We start from the raw sequence: 18,470 nt of genomic DNA on the forward strand, positions 1-18,470 counted from the left end.
TGACGGGCCTGGCAGGACTGACGTTGGTATCGAACGCTGACGGGTCATCGGAGCGGGAAGCGTTGACGCTGGCGGCGACATTTGACGGCACGCCGACGAACGTACCCTCCGGCGTGATCAATTTTGCCCCGGGCACGATCCTGAAGGGCGGCGCAAATCGGGAATCGAGCGTTCGTATTCGATCCGGCGCCTCCAATGGGAGCGTCACGCTTGGCACGGTGACTGCGCGTAGCCTAGTCGGTGCCGTCGGCGCCGCGTCCTTCGACACTGGTATCGTGCGGCAGGCGGCGGTGACGACGGGCGACATGACGCTGACCGGCCAGATCAAGCTTCAGGGTACAACGCTCACCACTGGCGCACTGACCAGCACTACGGACGCCGTTGCTTTGACCAGCACGTCCGGCGCTCTCAAAACCGGCGCGATCGATGCCGATCAGGCTGTAACCCTCATTTCCGCCGGTGCGCTCACCACAGGCGCGATCCACAGCGGCGGTGCACTGTCGGTCGATGCGGTTGGCAATGCCATTTTTGATGGCGATCTCGACGCTGACGACGATCTCACGTTGCGCGGGGCGTCGGTCAGGCTGAATGGCCAGAACGTGACGAGCGGCGGCACGATTGACTTGCAGGCGCGGGTCGGCGGTATTTCCAGCGTCGCGGGGTTGAAGCTGACATCGACCAGCACCGACGCGTCGGATTTTGTCCGATTGCAGGCTGCCGGGACACAAGGGATCAATCTGTCCTCGACTGGCCGTATCACGGCCGGAACGAACCGAGCCTTGAGGGTTGCCGTTCGCAACGAAGCGAATGGCGCGACGCTGATTCTGGGGGACGTGACGGCACGGGCCCTTACCGGTCTTTCGATTGCTGGGGGCAATCCCGCGACAAATGCGGCACCGATTGTCAGCAACGGCTCGCTGGCGTTCGGCAATCTCAATCTGGTTGAGAGTTTCTCGGCGCGCAGCAATGGGGGCAGTCTCAGCGTTGCGAGCATTGCCGTGACCGGAGCGGGCCAGGGGATATCGCTGGCGGCGCCGGTCGGGGCATTGTCCATCCAGTCCACGATCCGCGCGAGCGGTGACGTGACGCTGGTCGGCGGCTCGCCGATCATTCTGGACACGGTCGAGAGCACCAACGGACGGGCATCGGTAACCAGCAATAGTACCGTAAGACTGAACACGCTCGCGGGGGCGCTTGGTGTGTCCGCGACCGGCGCGTCAGTGACGCTTCAGAACGTGCGCGGCGGGGCGGTAGCGATCAACTCCACCGCAGGCGGGGTCATTCTCGGTCGGGTCGATGGCGACGGCGTGACGCTGAATGCGGTCGGCGGCAATATGGCCGTGACCGATACGGTGACGAGCAGTGGGGCCGTGTCTGCCACGGGAACCGGCGCGATTCTCTTCACCAGGGCGATCCAGGCCAATGGCGGCGGGGTCACGATCAGTGCCGGCACCGGCGAGGCGGCGGTGCTCGGCAATGTCACCACGGCAGGTGATTACCGGGTTACCGGCAAGTCAGTCACTCTGGGCGGCAGGCAGGAAGCACGTGGCGCGGTCGCAATCACCGCGACCGGCGGCGCGATCGTCGGACAGTCCGGGCTGGTGCTTGCCGCCGATACGGACGGAGCCTCTGGCGAAGCGCTTACGTTGGGCGCGACCGGGGGAGCTATTTCGCTTGCGGCAAATTCGCTGTTGTCCGGGGGGAGGTTTGGGCAATCGGTAGTGACGGTCACGACCGATGCCGGCAGCGTTGCGCTCGGTGACGTGACAGGACGATCGCTGGTGATTGCAGCGCCGACCGGCGCGACCACGCCGATCTCGACGATCTCCACTCGTAATCTCTTGCTGACCGACAGTCTGACGGCGACGGCCGCGAACGGCGTGACAACCGGAACGATTGGCGTGTCGGGCGGCGGCGTTGCCATCGATGGTGGTGTCGGTGCGGTGAAGACCGGCGCGATTTCGGCGGCCGGCGCGGTATCGCTCACTGGCGGGTCGGTCAACTATGGCGCGATTTCCGGCCGGGGTGTCAATGTAACGGCAACCACCGGCAATATTGCCGGCGGGGACATCACGTCGATCGGGGCGATCGGCGTCAATGCCGCGCTGGGCACGATCAGTCTCGGCCGCCTGACGGCGACCGGTACCGACGGCAATGTGACGCTGGCGTCGTCGGGTACGCTGTTCGCCACGCGCGTGACAGCGGACGGGACCGCCACGCTCACCACCACCAACGCCGATGCCGATATCCGCCTGGAAGAAGGATTGCGGGCAAACGGCGCGGTCAATGTAGCGGCGGGTCGCGACATCCGTGCATCGTTCATCCGCAGCACCGGCGGCACGCTGACGGTCAGCGCACCGACAGGTGACGTGACTGGTTTCCAGAACGGCGGAAGCATCGATCTGGCCGCAGGACCGGGCAAGGCCTTCTCCCTGACGGTCGGCCGGGCAGTTCAACTGGGCAATATCGAAGGTGGTCCAACTTCGATCACAGCATCCTCGATCTCGGTCGGTGCGATCAATGTCGGCGGCAATGCGATCAGCCTGATCGCGAACAATGGCGACCTGACTGTTCGTGGCAATGTCGTCGCTGGTGAGACGACCTTCACATCGACCGGCAAGACGAGCCTGCAGTCGATCTCCGCAACCGGCGCTCTGACATTGTCCGGTGGCACCGGGCTGAGCTTTGTCGATATTTCCGGGGCAAGTGTTCTGGCATCGTCCAACGGCGCGATCACCGGCAATAGAGCGTTTTCGGCGGGTGCGATAACCGTCACCGGGGGCAGCCTGGCGCTTGGGCTAGCGCAAGCGAATGGTGCACTCGCGCTGACTGCAACCGGCGGCGATGCTGTTCTCGGCAGGCTATCCAGCGGCCAGGATATCACTGTCCTCGCGAGCGGGCGCGCTACGGTAGATGGAGATGTCACCGCGGTGGGTAACTACCAGGTTACCGGCAAGTCGGTCGTGCTCGGCGGGCGTCAAGGAGCGCGGGGCGCTGTGACGATCACCTCGACCGGAGGTGGGATCTTCGGACAGTCCGGGCTTGAGCTTGCCTCGGACTCGGATGGCGCCGCTGGCGAAGCGCTCAAGTTGAGCGCAACAGGGGGCGGCATTTCGCTCGCCGCGGATTCGCTATTGTCGGGAGGGAAGTTCGGACAATCGGCGGTGACGGTCACTACCGACGCCGGCAGCGTTGCGCTTGGCGACGTGACGGCGCGGTCGCTGGTGATTGCGGCGCCGACCGGCGCGACCACACCGATCTCAACGATCTCCACCCGAAATCTGTTGTTGTCCGACAGCCTGACGGCGACGGCGGGGAACGGCGTGACGACCGGAACGATTAGTGTGTTGGGCGGCGGGGTCACCATCGACGGTGGTGCCGGTGCGGTGCAGACCGGGGCGATCTCGGCTGCCAATGCGGTGTCGCTTGCTGGTGGATCGGTCAGCTTTGAGTCGATCTCCGGCCGGGGCGTCGGCATCGCGGCAACGACCGGCAACGTTACCGGCGGCAATATCACCTCTATCGGCGCGATCGGCGTCAACGCCGGTCATGGCTCCATCAGTCTTGGCCGCGTTGCGGCGACCGGTACCGACGGCAATGTGACGCTGACCTCCACAGGGACGCTGTTCGCCACGCGCGTGACAGCGGACGGGACCGCTACGCTCACCACCACCAATGCCGATGCCGATGTCCGCCTGGAAGAGGGGCTGCGGGCGAATGGTGCGGTCAATGTCGCTGCGGGTCGCGATATCCGTGCCTCGTTTATCCGCAGTACTGGCGGAACGCTGACGGTCAGTGCGCCGACGGGCGACGTGACCGGTTTCCAGAACGGCAGCAGCATCGACTTGTCGGCAGGGCCGGGCCAAGCCTTCTCGTTGACGGTCGGCCGGGCGGTTCAACTGGGCAATATCGAAGGTGGTCCGACCTCGATTACTGCCGCGTCGATCTCGGTCGGGGCAATCGATGTCGGCGGCAATGCGATCAGCCTGATAGCGAATGATGGCGACCTGACAGTCCTTGGTGACGTGATTGCGGGCGATACGACCTTCAAGGCGACGGGCAGGACGAGCCTGCAATCCGTTGCTGCGACCGGCGCGCTGACATTATCCGGCGGGGCCGGGCTGAGCTTCGTCAATATCTCCGGAGCAAATGTTTCGGCATCGTCCAACGGCGCGATCAACGGCGGCAGGGCGTTCGCCACGGGCGACATGACCATCACCGGCGGCAGCCTATTGCTCGGAGAGGCTCACGCAAATGGTCCGCTCGCACTGACCGCAAGGGGCGGCAATGCCATTCTGGACAAATTATACAGTGGCCAGGATATCACTATCCTCGCCAGCGGCCGCGCTGCGGTAAATGGCGATGTCACCGCCGGGGGCGCTTATAAAGTGACGGGCGCAAGCGTCACGCTCGGTGATCGTACCGTGACTCAGCGTGCTGGCGGTGCGATCGTCATCACCGCCCTGAGTGGTGATATCAACGGGAGGCCGGGGCTCACCCTGTCCAACCTGGGCGCAAGCGGGGCACCTGCCATCGTGCTCGATACGGCCGGCGCCATCGCGCTTGCCGGATCCACGCTGCGCACCAGTGGCGCGCTCGGGCTGCGCGCGGGTATGGAGAAGACGATCGAGCTGGGATCGATCGAGTCGGGAAGCGTCGGCGGTTATGATGGCAGTGTCGCCGGCGGTGCGCTTCGTCATTCGGGGTCTCTAACCACCGGCGATATTGTCACCGGCACGATTGATATCGGCCTGTCGGCAGGCGATCTGACCACCGGCCTTGTCACTGCAACGGGTGCCGTAAGTCTGGTGACAACCAGCGGCTCGATCACGACCGATGCCATTCAGGGCGCGTCGATCAGACTTAACGCCGGAGGCATTTTGTCTGCGGCCTCCGTTTTCACATCGGGCGCGGCGTCGCTAGGTGGAGCTCAGGTGCAGGTCGATACGGTGCGCGCCGGATCGATCCAGATCCGCACGGCAGGGGCCCTGTCGGGCATCGGCAATGGCCGCACATCGCTCCGGTCGACCTCGGGTGACATCACGGTCGATGCCGGCAACATGAAGCTGGGAACGGTCGATTCATCGGAAGGGCTGACGCTCAATGGTAATGCGATCGACATTGCCGGCAAACTGACCGCATCGCGACAGGCACTGGTCAAGGCACGCAGCACGCTGACGATGGCGGATGCCAGCGCCGGCACCGATCTCACGCTGGGAGCGGACGATGCGATGACCGCCGGCGCGATCACGGCGAATGGCGCGATCACCGTCACGGGCCGCGGAATCAGGGTGACCGACGCACGCGCCGGTGGTGCGCTGTCGCTGACCAGTGGCGCCGATCTGCAACTCGATGCAGGGCAGGCGGGTGATGCAGCGTCGATCGATTCCGTCGGGCTGGCGACGCTCGGTGCAGTGTCCGCCCGGCGGTCGATCACGATCCGTGCATCCGATGTGGCCTTGACCGGCATCCAGCGTGCCAGCGCGGTCGTGTTCCAGAACAGTGCAGCCGCGTCGTCGACAATGCGACTGGGTGACAATACCGCTGGGGGTGGCTTCCGCCTGTCGAACGCGGAAATCGCGCTGGTCAATGCCGACGGCGTGCGGTTCGATCAGGGCGCGGGTGCGCTGCAGCTCGGTGCGCTCACCTTTGGCGCCGAAACTGGCCGGCTTGGGGTCGAGATGCTGACCACCGGAGCGATCGCCGTCGATGGAACCGTCAAGGGAAGCGGCCAGGGCCGTACATTCCGTATCGGCGGCGGTGATAAAGAAGGTTCCGCGACTGAAATTCGCGTGACAGCGACCAGCACCGGGGGAGGGCGCCTCCTGTTCGACAATGCCAATCTCGACCTGCGAGGCGACAGGATCGCCGTGGGGCTGGCGTCGGGCTTTCTGAACGTGCTCACGCCCGGCGCGGGCGGAAGTGCGCAGGCGCTGGCGTTTATCAACAACGGCAATTCCGCGTTGTACAACGCGGGCCTTGGCGGCGGGTTTTACGATCCTGCAGCGACCACGCTGATATCCGCTCATTCGTTGAGCCTTCGCTTCGCTGATTACGCCTTGATCCAGAACACCGGCGTACCGGGGCAGTTCTCCGGTGTTACCCTTGGCGGAACTCTGGGGAACCCGGCAACACCTGCGCTCACCGTCAGGTCGACGGGTAGGGCGGGCGGCGGCGGCTTTGCTCTGTTCGGCACGATCAACGGCGTTGGCGGTCCCAGCGCGTCGCTGCTTGGACCCAGCGTGATCGACATCGATCCGGGTCTGCTGGCCAACAGCCGTATCAATGGCTGTCTTGCCGGATCGGGTGTCGGTTGCCTCACCACGATCGTGATCCAGCCGACGCTGCAAATTTTCAAATGGAGCAGCGACGACGTGTTCGGGGTGGCGCAGGACGTTTCGACGCCGTTCGATCCGGTCGTTGGCGGCAATAATGAGGAACTGCTCACTGGTCTCCCCGCGCTCTCGCCGGAACGCGAGACGGACGAAGAAGGTTTGCCACAATGATCCTTGGGGTTACCCGCACGATAATGTTCGTCGGCGCCGCGGCCGCCGTGGTTGCCGGATGTACGACGGTCACTCCCGCGGCACGGCTTTCCAGTTTCGCCCTTGGACGAAATGCTGCCGGGGAAGCGTGCGTCGCATCGCGCGACTGGCATGATCCGGCCGCGCCCGATGCATTCGCACGATCCTATGCCATCACCTGTCAGAACGTGGCGGCGAGCCGTCCGCTCGGCGCGTTACGGGTAGTCGATCGCACGCCGGCCGCGTTGGCGGCGGTTGACGCGGGCGTTGACTGCGCGGCACCCGTGCCAACGAAGCTGGCCGGCGAACCGGCAAAAGCGCGACGCTGTTTCAACCGCGCGCTGGGGGCGGAGACAATCCGGATCGATCTGGATCGTCGCGGCTCGCTGGTTACCGGAGAAGCAACCCCGGGACTGATCGCGCAGCTGGAGGAAGGCCTGGCGATCGTTGCCGGCATTCGCGCGCCGAACGCCGATATTACGCGAACCGTGACGGCCATGCTCGACCCCGCCACGCTGCCGGCACGCGCCGGCGCGGAGGCGACGACGGTCGCCGCCGGCGAGACGCCACTGGATGCCGCCGGCCTGAATCAGGGGATCAGCCTCAATCACAAGGGCCTTTATGTCGATGCCTCGCGGGTCCTCAACGACGCGATCAGCCGATTGCCGACCGGGGCATCGCCGGCGGTCCGCGCCGAACTCTTGCTCGAAGCGGGGCTGGCGGATTCGAACATCCGCTTTTCCGAAGCAGCGAGCGCTCATTTCGCGGATGCCGAGCGAGTCTTTGCCGAATCTCCCGGCACGTTGACACCCTTTCTGGCCTATAAGCGCGATACCTATCTCGCGCTTGATGCGCTCAACCGACACGATTTTGACAATGCCATCGCCATTCTCGACCGGATCGTCAGCGCTCCGGCTCCCGCGGATCAGCCACTGCGCGATCCCGCCACGCTGCGACTGCTGAACCAGTCACGCGCGGCGCGCGCTGATGCTGCCAGTGCATTGGCGGTGCCCAATTCCGGCGATCTCGCACGGCTGGTACTCGATGCCGAGGCGCATTATGCGCGCAGTGTCGCGTTGCTGTCCCGGGGCAATGAGGCAGGATCGAGCGTGGCGCTCGATCTGGCTACCAAATCCTTCCGCCCGCTCGCCAACGAACGGATCGATCAATCGCAATTGCTGTGGCTCGGTGCCCGAATCGATCGCCAGCGCGGCCGCCTGCTGGCGCGCAGTGGGCGCTACAGCGAAGCGCTCGCCTATTTCGACCGTGCGATCGACGCACTCCGTCGTGGCGCACTGGCCAATGCGGGAACCGGCAATGAGCCGGCGATCGCGGAGGCGAACCTGGAACGCGCGGCGGTCTTTGCACGGAGCGGTGCGCCACGTGGCGCGGTGCGTGCGACGTTCGCCCAGGCAGTCAACGCGCTGATCGATGGCGGTGCGACGTCGCTTGGCGCATCGATCGGCATGGAAGATTATCTCGATCTGCTGGTGGCAGAGGCCGGGAAATCCCCACAATCCGATACGTTCGAGAGCTTTTTCCGCGCCCTTCAGGCAAGCGGCGAGCCGGCGGTCGCTCGACAGCTTACCCAGCTTCAGACCGTTGTCACGGCAGATCCGGCGCTCGGCCTGATGGTGCGCGAGCGGGCCGATCTGGAACGGCAGATCACGCGGCTGCGCTATGCCCTGGCCGGTCGGGTCGCGGGCGATACGACACCGCGCGCTGATCTCGAACAGGCACGGCAGGCGGCCGAGCAGCGGCTGATCGTCATCGATGCGCAACTGGCTGGCGATGCCCGGTATCGGACGGTCGAAGAACGGCCGGCGTCGCTCGCGGAACTGCGCGCAGCGCTTGCTCCGGGCGAAGGTTTCCTCAAGATTGCCGCTCTGAACCGGCGGATTTACGGCATCTACGTCACCTCGGATCAGGCATTCATCTACAATGTCGCGGGCAGCGATGCCGCAAAGCAGGCGGTCGATGCGCTGGCCACACGGGTTCGTACGTCGATCGATGGCGATCTGGCGGTCGGAAAGCTGGTGCCGTTCGACGATGCCGCAGCCTATGCCCTTTATCGGCTGATTACCGGGCCTGCGTCCGAAATGGTGGCAAAGGCAAGGGCAATCGTGATCGATCCTGCAGGCCCGCTGGAGCGGCTGCCGATCGGTGCGCTGGTCACCAGCTATGACCGGAATGTTGTGCGCGACAATCAGTTCGATTTCTCGCAAACGGCATTCCTCGCCCGCAACACGACGGTGTCGAATGCGCTGTCGCCGCGATCCTTCCTGGTTGCGCGCGCGCTTCCGGCGTCGCGTGCACCTAAGGCGTTTCTGGGCCTGGGCGAGCATACGCCGCCGCCAATCGATACCTCGCCAGCGGTGGCGCGGGAGGTTGAGGTCGGATTTGGTTGCAGCGTGGATTATGGCCGCCTGGCCAATCTGTCCCGCGCGCTCAAGCCGGTCAGCCGGCGCGAGCTCGGCATCGCTGCCGCCGCACTCGATGATCAGGGCGCCCCGATGATGATCGACGCCGCGTTCAGCGACACCGGCATCAAGGCTCGCGACGATCTGGCTCAGTTCGAGGTCCTGCATTTTGCGACGCATGGACTTGAGGAAGGGGTCTGGGGCTGTACCAAATCGCCACCCGCGCTTGTCACCTCGTTTGGCGATGCCGCATCGGATGGACTGTTGAGCTTTTCGGAGATTGCCGGATTGCGGCTCGATGCCAATCTCGTCGTCCTGTCCGCTTGCGATACGGCAAGCGGCGTGCGCAACGAGGGGCTCGCGCGCCAATCCGGCCAGGAGGAAGCCGGTGCGACGCTGGAAGGCCTTGTGCGGGCGTTCTTGACCGCCAATGCCCGCGCTGTACTTGCCACCTATTGGCAGGTTTCCGCCGAGCAGGAGAGCGATGAGTTCGTTCGCGCCTTCTACGCAAACGCGCGCACGGGAACGATGGGCAATGCATTGCAGGCCGCGCAACGTACGTTGATTGATCAGCCCACGTATAGCCACCCCTTCTACTGGGCGGCCTATTTCCTGGTCGGCGACAGCAACAAGCCGATGTTGAGCTCCACCCCGGCCAGGATGGCGCAACGGTGACATTGACGGGCAGCCCCGCCAGGACGCTTGGCGTCGTGGCGGCGGCGCTTGCAGCGATTGCTGCTTGGCTGCTCTATGCGCCGCCGGTCGCGGCAGAACTGGCCGGAAGTACAACCGGTGCGCTGTCCGAGGCGGTGTTTACCGTCGTGATTTTTGGCCCGTTACTGGCGTTTGGACTGGCAGGTGCGGCGCTGTCGGGTCTCCAGGCATATGAACTGGGGCAATCACCGCTCCGTGCGGGTGGGCGGGGCGTTGCAATCGGTCTGGGCGGCGTGGTCCTGGCGACGGGCTACGCCGCGCTCGCAGGAACCCTTCGGCATGGCGCTGGGGGTGGCCTTTCCGTTGCGTTCCTGGGGGAGCGGCGGTCATCGCGCTTCAGGTTGCGGCAGAGGAAACAGTGTTTCGGGGCTGGCTGCAACCGCTGCTGAGCCGCGTTATGCGCTTGCCGGTCGCGATCGGCGGTATCGCGATCGCCTTTGCAGCGTTGCACATGCTTGCTGGCGCACGAGACCCCCTGGGGCTGATCAATCTTACGCTCGGGGGCCTGCTGTTCGGCGTGCTCGCGGCGCGAGGCGGCGGAATTGCGGGTGCCTTTGCTGCGCACTTTGCCTGGAATGCGATCGAACAACTCGGGCTCGGGCTCGATCCGAATCCCGGGTTCGGTTCCTTCGGCGCTCTTATCGATCTGGATCTGGTGGGCGCTGTCCGCTGGGGCGGGTCGGACGATGGCCTCAACGCCAGTTGGGCGATGACGATCGCGCTCTGCGCCCTTCTGGTGCCGATGCTTTTGCAACGATCCGGCAAGTTCGGTGCGGGATCGGCCTCGCCGACCGCGCATGATGTGCTCAGTCCTTCACCTCATCGACCGACCTGAACCAGATCATATCGGCTTCCCAGCCGCGCTCGGCGGCGATCGCGACCAGCCGGTCGCGCCAGTCGGCGCCGCGTGCCCCGAGCGGCGGTGCGACGACGGCCGGATCGAACGGCCCCTTGCCGCTGATCAGCAGCAATCCCGACCAGCCCGCATGGTCGAGATCGATCTGCAGACGGTAGCGGTCACCCCCGAGATCGGTGACCGGAACGCCCTTTTGCGAGGATTTCAACTGTTCGATAAAGGCAGCTCTGCTCGGTACGAGCATGTCGATCTTGCCCGACGGCTCGAGCCCGACCAGCGCCAGGTCCCGGCTCGGATCCGCCAGCGAAATGCCGATCACCGCATTGGCGGCGATCGAGCCGGGATAGGCGGAGTCGCGCGGCTGAGTGCGCATCTCGAACTTGCGCTGCGGTACCGACAGGCGGTTGCCTGAAGGCGCGCGGATCTGGCGATAGGCGTCGAGTGCGGCGCAGCCCGACTGGTTGATCGGCGCAACTTGCGAAAAATCGATGTCCGCGCCGGAGATATCCTGCGTCTTCAATGCGCGGTTGATCTCGGTCAACGCTGCCGCGGGGCTGCCCGCGACGCCCGTCAACGCCACATGGGCACCGTCGGCGGCGTTGGTCAAACTCACCACGCGGAGCCAGGTGCAACTGACCGATGGCAATGCGGCGTTGATGGCATCGCCGGCGCGCGTAATGGGATCGGCGGTATTGCGAAGAGTGCCCCGGCCCGGCCCCGTCCGATCAGTGCCGTAACCGCCCAGGACGAACCAGCCGGCCAGTGCGAGCAGTGCGGCTGCTGCGATGCCGGCCCCGATCTTCCAGTTGCGGGACGTGTCGAGCGCCGGCTCGCGCGGCACTTCGGCCTTGTCGAGCGCTGCGAGCACCGCTGCCATTGTCGGATAGCGTTCGGACGGCTTCGGGCGGGTCATTTGATCAACGATGGGCCTGAGCTTTGCGGGCACCGCGGACAGATCCAGCCCCGCCCGGCGTTTGTCGACCGCATCGACCAGCGATCCTCCCAGTCCGAGATCTCGCCCGCGTGCCACCGCCAGAATCAGCAGGCCAAGGCTGTAGACGTCGGTCCAGGGCCCCAGTTCGCGGCCGTAATCGCCCAGTTGTTCGGGGGCGACATAGCCGAGCTTGCCGGCGAAGCCGTCACCCACGATCGTCGCCGTGCCGGGGTCCAGGTCCTTGGCGATACCGAAATCGATGATCCGCGCCTGTGCGAGTTCGCCGCCGCCAAGCAGCACATTGTCGGGCGAGATATCGCGGTGGATCGCGCCCAGAGTATGCGCGGCGGCCAACCCGGAAGCTAGACGCCGCAGCAGCGCCCCAAGTGCCTCCGGGGTCGGGGCAAGCGAGCCCAGCATGTCCGACAGATTCGTTCCGTCGATATATTCGGTGACGATATAGAGGACGCCAAGCTCGGGCTCCTGTGCCAGCACGCGATATTGGACGACTGCCTGATGGTGGAGGCGGGTCAATGTGCGCGCTTCGCGGCGAAACAGCGCGATCACGTTGGGATCGCTGGCAAGCGCGGGCAGCATCACCTTGATCGCAACGCGTTCGTCGGTGATCACATTGGCGCCTTCGAACACTTCGCCCATGCCACCGCGCGCGATGAAGCGCCGCACGGCGAACATGTGGTTCAGCACATCGCCGACCTTGATACTTTTGGGGTGGAGCGCGGCGCCAGGTTCGAAAACCGTACGCTCGCTGTCGTCCTCCGGCAGTTTGGCCGTGGGCGGCACGAATACCGTCCGCGGATCCTCGTCTTCGCCGCCCGGTGGTGCGGTCATGGCAAGGGCCCTGGGCTACCTGCCAGGGCGAGCAGGGTCGTCTCGTTCAACCCTACCAGGATCGCAGTGACATTGTCGGGCGCGCCGCGTTCGAGCGTGGTCGCGATCAAGGTATCGAGCGTTGCCTGCGCTTCGCCTCCGTCGAGGATTGCGGCGATTTCACTGTCCTCGACCTTGCCGGTCAGGCCGTCGCTGCACAGCAAGAACAGGTCGCCCGGCTCGACTTCGTCCATCACCACGTCGACTGCCATCCGTGCCCCGACGCCGATCGCCCGGGCAAGGACATGCCCGCCCGGGTGATGGCGCGCCTCCTCTTGTGTGATCAGCCCGCGATCCACCATCTCCTGGACTTGGGTATGATCGCGGCTGAGCAGATGCAGGACGCCGCCGCGCAGCAGATAGGCCCGGCTGTCGCCGACCCACAGGATCGCGAAGCGCCCCTCCTGGACCAGCAAGGCGACGACGGTCGATCCCATTTGCTGCCCACGACGCTGCGATTCGGACCAGATACGGCGGTTGGCGCTGTGGATCGCGTCCGCGACCGATTGCGCCGCAGCATCGAAGTCGGTCGGCACGTCGATGCTCTGCAGCGCCTGAATGACCGCACCGGAAGCCCAGTCGCCATGCGCATGACCACCCATACCGTCGGCCACGACCCACAGGCCGTCTGCCACGCGATCGCAGAAGCCGTCTTCATTGTTGCGCCGGACAAGCCCGGGATGGGTGCCGGCAACACTGTTGATCCTGAGGCCGGTCATGATGCTGGCGACCGGGTGAGCATTGCCGACATCAGTATTGGTGGACAGGCGCCATCCAGTGTCGCGGCCTCCGTGTCGCCATCGGCGCTCCACCAGCGGTCTGCGGCATGGATCACCAGCGCGTCGGCAGCATCACCCGCTTCGCGGACAAGGCGGTCGGCCTCCCAGCGTTCGCCGATCGCGGCATAGAGCAACGCCTCGCACCGTGCCGCCGCCGCTGGATCGCCAATCAGCAACAATATGGGGAAGCGGCGGCCCAGCGCGTCCTGCGACGCAGCGACGGCGCCCGCTATTCCGTTTCCTTCGCAACGCCATGGCAAAGCGCGATCGAATGTGTCTGCAAACGCCTCGCCCAGATCGGCGCGCGCCTGAGCCAGCGAAGGCGATAGCCAGGCATCGATTTGCTCTCGCTGATCATGCGTGAAGCCGCGCGCGACGAAATCACCGTGCGCGGGAAGCTTTCCGAACAGGGCGACTCCGCTCATAGCGATGCCGGGCAGCGAAACGACCAGATCCCGGCTCGGCTGAACGGGTTCCGATCCCCAGGCAATGTGATTGCCAGCGTCGTCCGCAGGGCACCCTGGCCGAAGCTTGCCCGGATCGCCCGCGCCCCCGCATTCTGTTTTTCCGCCATGTCCATGACCCGGAATAACGCCCAAGGTCCTTCGGCGGCAAAGCGCCCAAGTTCGGTGCCCGATTGCGCGTCGGGATCGGCTGGTGCTGCGGCCGGCTTCCCGGGTGCCGCAGTGGCGGCCTTCGCTGCGGAATACAGCACCACCGATGCTTCCGGCAGTCCCCCACTTGCCGACCAGAGCAAGGGGTGCGGCTGGTTGCTGGCCGCCTTGAACCGATAGCGCGTGCCGCCACTGGTGACTTCTACCGTATCGACTCCGGTGCCGAAGCTGGCCACCGATACCTTGATCGGCAGCCCACCGACGAGCAGGTCGCGCAATTCGCCTGCCCGCGCGAATGCTTCCGGGGTCGAGGGATTGAGTGCGGCAGTCACTGCATTGCCGTCGCGCCAGCGCCAGATCGCGCCCTCGGTGTCGATCAGCGGCTTGAGCCGGCTTTGCGTGAAGCTGTCGATCACGCCGCCCATCCCGAATACGCGCAACACATCAACCATCGCCGCATCCTGTGGTGCGGCCCCGAAGAAAGGGTAGCGCTCCTGGGCAACCTCCCGACAGGCTGGGAGGACGGTTTGGGTATAGGCGTCGGTGATCGCGCCGCCTGCGGCACTGACCTGCGCAGCCGAGCCGCCGCCCGCCGCTTGCGTGACGAAGGGCTGCATCTGCGGCGGAGCGCTCGCGGCGGCCGCCTTCACGGATGCGATCGCCGCTGCCATCTGCGCCTGGGTGGTATCGGCGCCGCCGCCGCCGCCAATGGACCGTGCCGCCATTACTGCCTGACCGGCCGACTTCACCGCGCCGACGAATTCGTCGATCGGCGCCGAACCGCGGCCGTCGCCGACATATTCCTGCAGATTGGCGAAATAACCGCTGATCTCGTCACCGGCGTCGATCCCCCTGGCGCGATCCTGGTTCATCTGCTGCCCGATCCGGCCAATGCGCGACCGGTTGAGGCCATAGCGCGCGGCGCGTGCCAGGCCGGCTTGCGTGCCGCCGGTGAAGGTCGTGTTCTTGCGCAACTCGAGCAGCACGCGCTTCATCGGCGACGGGCTCTTGGTGAAGGCGCCGAACGCCGCCGGATCGCTGAAATAAGCCCCTGGCCGCATCAGCGTGATCAGCCCTTCCCATGCGGCGATATAATCCTTGGCATAGAGTCCGGCCACACCGGGACGGACGTTGCTCAGTTCGGCGCCCACGCCTGCCTCGTCGGCACCGCCCACCACCCACAGGTCGCGCTTCAGGTCTTGCTGGACGGTGACCAGCCCCGGCAGGTAAGCCTTTTCATAGCCGGCCCGGGTGAAGAAATACGGGATCCGTGCGGAGAGCACCTGGTCGGGCGCGGCAAAGGCGAGCACATCACCCTGCGAGAGAATGTTTGCGGCCTCCCATGCCGGTCCGGCTGACGCTGCCTTTTGGCGCAGCACGGCATAAGCGCGATCCGCGAGCGACAGCGTCTGCACCGCGGCGCGCGCGCTTGCCACGAGCTGAGCGTCGAGCGGCGGCTGACGATTGGGCCAGACGCTCGCCATGTCGCGATCTTCGAGCAATGCGCTGAGATGACGTGCGAGCGCGCTACGCTCGGCTTGGCTGTCGGCCCCAGGATACAGTTCGTTCGCCCAGTCGCCGGTCACCCAGGCCTGCACCGACTTGGCGTCCATCGGGCCCTTTTGCCCGAGCATCAGATACACTTTGAGCGGCTCGTAAAGCTGCATCGGATCGCGGCCTTGCGCCTTCATTACCGTCTCGAGCCGTAGCAGCAAACGCGGCAGCATCACCCGGCGCAGAGCGTCGCGATAGGTTTCCAGCGCTTCCTGGCTCAGGCTGCGCTGATACAGACCGAAGGTCATCGCCAGCGGCGGTCCGCCGGCCCCGCGCTGCGCATAACCGCGCGGCAGGTTGCGCAATGTGTCGAGCGCCGGGATCGCCGCACGCAGGTCGGCATCGTCCTCGCGGACCTGGGCGAGATCGACGCCCGCCTCGCGGAACTGTTTTTCCGCCACAACGGTCTGACGTGCGAGTTCCGCCTGAAACGCGCGATTGCGGGCAAAGCTGACGCCCCATGCGGTCGCGACCAGCGCCACTGCTACACCGATCGCAGCCAATGCGCCGATCAGCTGTCCGCGCCGGCGAACCTTTGCCTTGGTGTCGGCAGTGACCAGCCCGGCTTCGGGAAACATCACCTCCGTCAGCAGGCGATTGAGGAAATAGGCGCGTCCAGAACCGCTGGACGGAGTCGCCTCCATTGGCTGGTCGTACACCTCTGCCATGCCCGCCAGGATGCGATCGAGCGGCGCACCTTCCTGCAGGCCGCTGGTCAGATAGAATCCGCGCAGCTGCCCGGCGGCTTCCTCGCCCGAGACAAAGGCACCGTCGAGAAACCGCATGAGCCGCGCGCGCAGCGATCGGAGCTGCGACGGAAAACCGATCATCATGCCGCGGCGGCGCTGATCGACTTCCTCGAACACGCGGCGCGCTTGCCGGTCGGCGATCGCCTGCGTCATCGTGTCGAACGCCTGCGCCAGCGTTGCGGACGCAGGCCTGCCATTGGCGAATGTCGCGGTCGATCCGAACACCGCGCGCCGTCCTTCGACATCCAGGTCTTCGAAATATTCGGTGAAGCCGGCGATCAGGTCGGCCTTGGTGAGCAGGAGATAGACCGGCACCGCGACTTCGAGCGTTCGCCGCATCTCGACCAGCCGGCGGCGTACGGCCCGTGCATGCGCATCGATTGCGGCACAATCGCTACGGATCAACTCGTCGATGCCGATCGCGACGATCACGCCGTTTACGGGATGTGCGGGCCGGTTGCGCTTCAGCAGCGACAGGAACGCGCTCCACCCGGCGGCATCGACCGTCGCGTCCGAATCCTGTGTCGTGTAGCGGCCTGCTGTGTCGACCAGCACCGCCTCGTCGGCGAACCAGAAATCGAGATTGCGTGTGCCCCCGACCCCTTTCACCGCTTGCTCGACGAACGGGAACCTCAGCCCGGAATGGAGCAGGGCCGTGGTCTTGCCAGCTCCCGGCGGCCCGATGATCACATACCAGGGCCGGCTGTAGAGATAATCGCGCTGACGGCCGCTGCTCGCGCGCAATTTGGCGAGCGCCTCGCTCATGCGCTTGCCGAGCAGCTTGCCCTCTTCCTCTGCGGCGTTCGGCCCGGCCAGTTCGGCGGCGATCGCGTCTGCCGCCTTGAGCGTGCGTCGGCGCCGCAGGAACCACCACAACAGCCATCCCAGCGCAACCAGCACGGCACAGGCGATGCGCACCGACAATGGCCGGAAGAATGCGACGAACAGCGGCAGCCCGAACGCCAGCAATGCCGCCAGGATCAGCGCGGCGACGATCGTGACGGCATACCAGTTGCCGAACCAGTTACGGAAAAACCTGCGCATCGGATCAATACCGCCGCGGCACGATGATTTCGACACGCCGGTTCAGGGATTTGCCGTCGGCCGTGCTGTTCGGGGCGATCGGCACCGTCTCGCCCAATCCCTTGGTCGTGACTCGCGACGGATCGGTCAGGTCGCTCCGGATCAGCGCGCCGACCGTCTCGGCCCGCGCTTCGGACAGCGCCATATTGTCGGGGAATTGCACCGTCGATACCTTGTCGTTGTCGGCATGGCCTTCGATCGTCACGCTGCCACGTTCTTCCTCTACCGCGCGTCCGATGCGGTGGAACAGGGTTTCGCGACCGGGTTCGAGCGCGTCGGAGCCGGATTTGAACAGCTGCCCGACCGTCGTCCTCACCCGCACGGTCTGCGCGTCCTCCTCGACCTTGACCAGGCCTTCGCGGATTTCCGGTGCCAGGAAACGCTTGAGCGCGGTCGCCTGCGCACTGTCGGCGGCGGCCATTGCCGCAGCGGGACGGGACAAGGTCAGGCGTGCATCCGGGGTCAATGCCGCCAGCCGGTCGGACGGCGATTCACCGCTCGACATCAGCATCAGGCGCAGGATGATGTAGAGCAGCAGCAGCAGAGCCGCGGCGCCGGCCGCGGCCAGCGCCAATATGCTCCAGCCGATCCGCGCCGCGGGCGCCTTCTCGCCGCGCCAGTCCGGTACCAGCTCGACCTGCGACAGCGAACGGACATGCGGCAGTGCGCCTTGCAGCCGGGTCATGATCTCGTGCAGCCGTCGTCGCCCGTCCGGCATCACCCGGAACCGTCCTTCGAACCCTGCGGCAAGGCAGGCATGGTACAGCTCGACCAGGTCGAGATTGTCATGCGGCACGCGCAGCATGTCATCGACCAGCTGCCAGAAGCGGTCGCCGCCGATATTTTCCTGGAAAAAGGTCACGACCATCGACCGCCGCGCCCATTCCGCACCGTCGATGCCGATGCCCGGCAGGTTCTGCGCGATATCGTCAACCGTCGCACAGACGGCATATTTGGCCCGCTGCCGCTGCTCTTCGGAATAATGCGGCTGAATCGCGCGCTCGAACCGGGCGACCGCCTGCGTGCATTGCCGGTGAAGGTCGGGCATCGCCATCCGCACCCGTCCGCTGCGCACGCTTGCGATCAGGGCAAGTACCGGCTCGGCCTCGGCCAGCATGATGTTGCGGATGGTTTGTGCCGTCGCCGGCAACGGCACATCGTCCTCGGCAAGCCGCGAGGGGGCGAGCGGCGATCCGGCCGGGACCGCGCTTGACCGCGACAGTGGCGGCGGCGCGCCATATCCGCCATCGGGTTGCGGCGGAGCGGGGGGAAGGCGGGGGGCGCGGCGCCGGCGGGTTGCCCGGGTCCATCGCCACGCTTCAGATTCTGCAGCGGAGACGGCCGGAATACGGTCT

The 18,470-nt window shown here is 65.6% G+C and carries 9 protein-coding genes; 4 read left to right on the forward strand and 5 right to left on the reverse strand.

Annotated features, from left to right (window positions below; translation table 11 throughout):
• Nucleotides 1-23: 23 nt before the first annotated feature.
• The 4 genes from H3Z74_RS23560 to H3Z74_RS23575 are packed head-to-tail and all read left to right on the forward strand — an operon-like array spanning nt 24 to nt 10,493.
• On the forward strand, nt 24-6,506 hold the full coding sequence (locus tag H3Z74_RS23560) for a hypothetical protein (protein ID WP_187761878.1): 6,483 nt from the start codon (nt 24-26) through the stop codon (nt 6,504-6,506).
• 23 nt (nt 6,507-6,529) lie between these two features.
• Nucleotides 6,530-9,619 (forward strand): CHAT domain-containing protein, encoded by a 3,090-nt coding sequence (locus tag H3Z74_RS23565; protein ID WP_187761879.1) that lies wholly within the window; start codon nt 6,530-6,532, stop codon nt 9,617-9,619.
• Complete coding sequence (locus tag H3Z74_RS23570) at nt 9,616-10,047, forward strand: hypothetical protein (RefSeq protein WP_187761880.1); 432 nt, start codon at nt 9,616-9,618, stop codon at nt 10,045-10,047. The genes H3Z74_RS23565 and H3Z74_RS23570 overlap by 4 nt, the downstream gene beginning before the upstream one ends.
• Entirely contained in the window at nt 10,017-10,493 is a 477-nt protein-coding gene (locus tag H3Z74_RS23575) for a CPBP family intramembrane glutamic endopeptidase (RefSeq protein ID WP_187761881.1), read from the forward strand. The genes H3Z74_RS23570 and H3Z74_RS23575 overlap by 31 nt, the downstream gene beginning before the upstream one ends.
• Here H3Z74_RS23575 and H3Z74_RS23580 read toward each other — a convergent pair.
• The 5 genes from H3Z74_RS23580 to icmH are packed head-to-tail and all read right to left on the reverse strand — an operon-like array spanning nt 10,465 to nt 18,271.
• Nucleotides 10,465-12,297, reverse strand: a complete 1,833-nt coding sequence (locus tag H3Z74_RS23580) for a serine/threonine-protein kinase (RefSeq protein WP_187761882.1) — start codon at nt 12,295-12,297, stop codon at nt 10,465-10,467. The genes H3Z74_RS23575 and H3Z74_RS23580 overlap by 29 nt on opposite strands.
• Complete coding sequence (locus tag H3Z74_RS23585) at nt 12,294-13,055, reverse strand: PP2C family protein-serine/threonine phosphatase (RefSeq protein WP_187761883.1); 762 nt, start codon at nt 13,053-13,055, stop codon at nt 12,294-12,296. The genes H3Z74_RS23580 and H3Z74_RS23585 overlap by 4 nt, the downstream gene beginning before the upstream one ends.
• Complete coding sequence (tagF, locus tag H3Z74_RS23590) at nt 13,052-13,540, reverse strand: type VI secretion system-associated protein TagF (RefSeq protein ID WP_187761884.1); 489 nt, start codon at nt 13,538-13,540, stop codon at nt 13,052-13,054. The genes H3Z74_RS23585 and tagF overlap by 4 nt, the downstream gene beginning before the upstream one ends.
• Nucleotides 13,537-17,076 carry a type VI secretion system membrane subunit TssM gene (gene tssM, locus H3Z74_RS23595; protein ID WP_187761885.1) on the reverse strand — a complete coding sequence of 1,180 codons (3,540 nt, stop codon included), beginning with the start codon at nt 17,074-17,076 and terminating at the stop codon, nt 13,537-13,539. Before tssM ends, tagF begins: the two co-directional genes overlap by 4 nt.
• 4 nt (nt 17,077-17,080) lie before the next feature.
• A complete protein-coding gene (icmH, locus tag H3Z74_RS23600; protein ID WP_229726771.1) occupies nt 17,081-18,271 on the reverse strand; it encodes a type IVB secretion system protein IcmH/DotU in 1,191 nt (396 codons plus the stop codon).
• Between the last annotated feature and the right edge of the window lie 199 nt (nt 18,272-18,470).

Origin of the sequence: Sphingomonas alpina, from assembly GCF_014490665.1 — a bacterium.
GTDB classification, from domain to species: domain Bacteria; phylum Pseudomonadota; class Alphaproteobacteria; order Sphingomonadales; family Sphingomonadaceae; genus Sphingomonas; species Sphingomonas alpina.